Raw genomic sequence first — 3,132 nt, forward strand, 5'->3', positions numbered from 1 at the left:
GCTCAAACCCGGCTGCGCCGAGCGCTTCGTCCCTGCGGTACAGGCTGCGCTGCCGCTGGTGCGCGCCAGCGGCATGGACATCGTGGCCTTTGGGCGCTCGGACCATGAGCACGAGAGCTTCTTCCTGATCCGCGCGTTCGACAGCCGGGAACAACTGGTCGCGCAGCAGGACGCCTTCTATGGCTCGGCTGCCTGGCGAGAGGGGCCGCGTGCGGCACTGGTGGACTGCCTGGACGACTATCTGAACACGCTGCTTTGGCTGCCCGATGAAGCCGTCGAGGCGCTGCGAGCCCACAACGGCATGCCATGAGCACACTCGACCGCTTCGTTCAGGCTCAGCAGGGGCGGTACGAGCAGGCGCTGGCCGAGCTCAAGGCCGGCCGCAAGACCGGTCACTGGATCTGGTTCGTGCTGCCGCAGTTGCGCGGGCTGGGGCGCAGCGCCATGGCGCATGAATACGGCATCGCAGGCCGCGCGGAAGCCGAGGCCTATCTCGCCCATCCGGTGCTGGGCGCGCGGCTGCGTGATTGTGTGCAAGCCATGCTGGCTCACGAGGGCAATTCGGCCGAGCGCATCCTGGGCGACGTGGACACGATGAAGTTCAAGTCCTGCCTGACCTTGTTCGAGTCGGTGGCAGGCGAGCCGGACCACCTGTTTGGACGGACGCTGGAGAAGCTCTACAACGGGGAGCGGGATGGGGCGACGTTGAGACTGCTGGCCGGCGGCACGCGGATGTGATTCACGAGCCGTGATCCTCACATCGTGAGCTGCGGCCAGTCCCTGTTTCCGGCCCAGGCCTGGCTGGCGTCGAACGACTCCGGGCAGATGGCAAGGAAATAGCCCTGCGTGAAAACGCCTGACTGCTCCTGCGCGACCGGATGGTGCGGCACGTCGTCGTCCGTGTAGCCCGTCGGGCCGCTGGCTGAGGCCTTGGTGCCGACCGGTGGTTTGGACTTTTGGTAGTCCTCCATCACCACCTTCCCATTGTATTTTTCCGCGAACAGCCAGTGATGCATCGACCCATAGACGAACACCTGGAACTGGGTACCGTCGGGATACTTGCCCATCTGCGCCTGCATCTCGCCATCCAGCGCATACGTCTTGCTCTTCAACGGGTCGGTGTCGGCCACCCCGTCCTGGACGACCTTGTAGCGGATGCCATCGGTGCCAGCCTCCGCGTTGCGGCGCTTGGCCTCAGAAACCATCAGACCGCGCGTACCGCGCAGTTGTGCATCCCCCGAGACGTCCTCGCCCGGCACCTTGTCCGAGGCCTTGGTCATGAAGTTCTTCAGGCTCTCCAGCCGCCACCAGATCTTTTCGTCCTGCATGGTCCCGTAATCGGCGATCAACGTTTCAAGTCGCCGCTGCACTTCGGCGTCCACAAGCTCCTTGTCCTTGGTCTTCCACGATTCATCCAGCCCCGCCCGGATGTCGGGGCCGAGCTTGTCGCGGATCATTGCGTGCACCAGCGCCGTCGTCGTCTGCCCCGTGATCGCACCCATCGTGCAGCACAGGCAGTTCGTTCCCGCATCGCCAGACCGCCCTGCCCCGAGTTCGTCTTCTGCCTTTTTCGAGTTGGGGCCAGCCGAATTCAGGCCCGCGATCGGCCGCCTGGCACGCAGCATGGCCAGCGCCTCGGACCCCGGGTTGCGCGGCGGCTCAAGCAGCACGGCGCGCGCCTTCCTGGTCTTGCCCTGAATCTCGTTTCTGTTCGCCACCAAAGGCCCGCGGCCTGTGAAGGGCACCAGCGCGGGCAGCACGACAAACCGGGCAGTGACAGCCATCAGGTCGCCACTTCGAGCGGTGAGCGTGACGCCCTGGGCCGCCTCGGTGAACTGCACCTGCGCATCGGCGACGCCGCGAGCAAAGGCACTGGCCGGCAGCGTCACGTCGCCGGACAGCTTACCGTCAGAGGACAGGACGACATCGGTGGCGACCGCGTCCATCGGCCCGCTTGCTCCCATCACCGTGACCGTGAGCCGCAGTGGCACGTTGGCTTCCGCGGCCACGACCCGGCCGCCACCACGTGCCTCGATCTTCAAGGACACGGCACCGGGCGCAACTATTTCATCGACGACGACCTCGGTGCTCTTGATCGACTCCAGCACCTCGCGCACAGCGGTCGTTTCAGGGAGCGACTTGTCCAAGATCAGGCACCTCCACAGTTGAACGTCGGCGCAGGCGCGCCTGCCATCACCAGCCTTCGTGACGGAAAGCAGCGGATCGGTTCCCCAACAAAAAAGGCCGGCGCCCCTCGGCACCGGCCTTTCAATCCGTTGAGAACGGGCTGGCGATCAGTTCTTCGCCTTGTCCACCAGCTTGTTGGCCTTGATCCAGGGCATCATTTCGCGCAGCTTCTCACCGACCTGCTCGATGGGGTGCTCGGCCGTCAGGCGGCGGCGGCTGATCAGCGTCGGAGCGCCGGCCTTGTTCTCGASGATGAAGCTCTTGGCGTATTCGCCCGTCTGGATGTCCTTCAGGCACTGGCGCATCGCGTTCTTGGTGTCTTCGGTGACGACGCGCGGGCCGGTCACGTACTCACCGTACTCGGCGTTGTTCGAGATCGAGTAGTTCATGTTGGCGATGCCGCCTTCGTAGATCAGGTCCACGATGAGCTTGAGCTCGTGCAGGCATTCGAAGTAGGCCATCTCGGGGGCGTAGCCGGCTTCCGTCAGCGTCTCGAAGCCCGCCTTGATCAGTTCCACGGCGCCGCCGCACAGCACGGCCTGCTCGCCGAAGAGGTCGGTCTCGGTCTCTTCGCGGAAACTGGTCTGGATGATGCCGGCCTTGCCGCCACCGTTGGCTGCGGCATAGCTCAGGGCCAGGTCACGGGCCTTGCCGGTCTTGTCCTGGTAGATGGCGATCAGGTGGGGCACGCCGCCACCCTGGCGATACGTGTTGCGCACCGTATGGCCGGGGGCCTTGGGAGCGACCATCCAGACATCCAGGTCAGCGCGCGGCTGCACCTGGCCGTAGTGGACATTGAAGCCGTGCGCGAAGGCCAGCGACGCGCCCTGCTTGATGTTGGGCTCGACCTCGTTCTTGTAGACGTCGGCGATCTGCTCGTCGGGCAGCAGGATCATGACCACGTCGGCCGATTTCACGGCGTCGGCGATCTCGGCGACCTTGAGG

General features: G+C 65.0%; 4 protein-coding genes. 2 read left to right on the forward strand and 2 right to left on the reverse strand.

What is annotated here, in order from left to right:
- Together AC1DU6_RS25015 and AC1DU6_RS25020 are read left to right on the forward strand one after the other, a co-directional pair.
- On the forward strand, positions 1–310 hold a 310-nt coding region (locus AC1DU6_RS25015; protein ID WP_477860379.1), incomplete at its 5' end, for an NIPSNAP family protein.
- A complete protein-coding gene (locus AC1DU6_RS25020) occupies positions 307–738 on the forward strand; it encodes a DUF1810 domain-containing protein (protein WP_457324614.1) in 432 nt (143 codons plus the stop codon). The genes AC1DU6_RS25015 and AC1DU6_RS25020, both read left to right, overlap by 4 nt.
- Before the next feature lie 17 nt (positions 739–755).
- Here AC1DU6_RS25020 and AC1DU6_RS25025 read toward each other — a convergent pair whose 3' ends face one another.
- The gene (locus tag AC1DU6_RS25025; protein WP_477860381.1) at positions 756–2,147 is read right to left on the reverse strand and encodes a hypothetical protein; all 1,392 of its coding nucleotides are present in this window, start codon (positions 2,145–2,147) and stop codon (positions 756–758) included.
- Between the two features lie 147 nt (positions 2,148–2,294).
- A partial coding sequence (gene ilvC, locus AC1DU6_RS25030; RefSeq protein WP_477860383.1) for a ketol-acid reductoisomerase occupies positions 2,295–3,132 on the reverse strand: 838 nt, incomplete at its 5' end.

The organism is Roseateles sp. P5_B10, assembly GCF_056400485.1.

What these genes read in the sequence shown, in the direction of transcription:
- AC1DU6_RS25020 (WP_457324614.1), top strand. Translation starts at nt 307, where the DNA reads ATGAGCACACTCGACCGCTTCGTTCAGGCTCAGCAGGGGCGGTACGAG.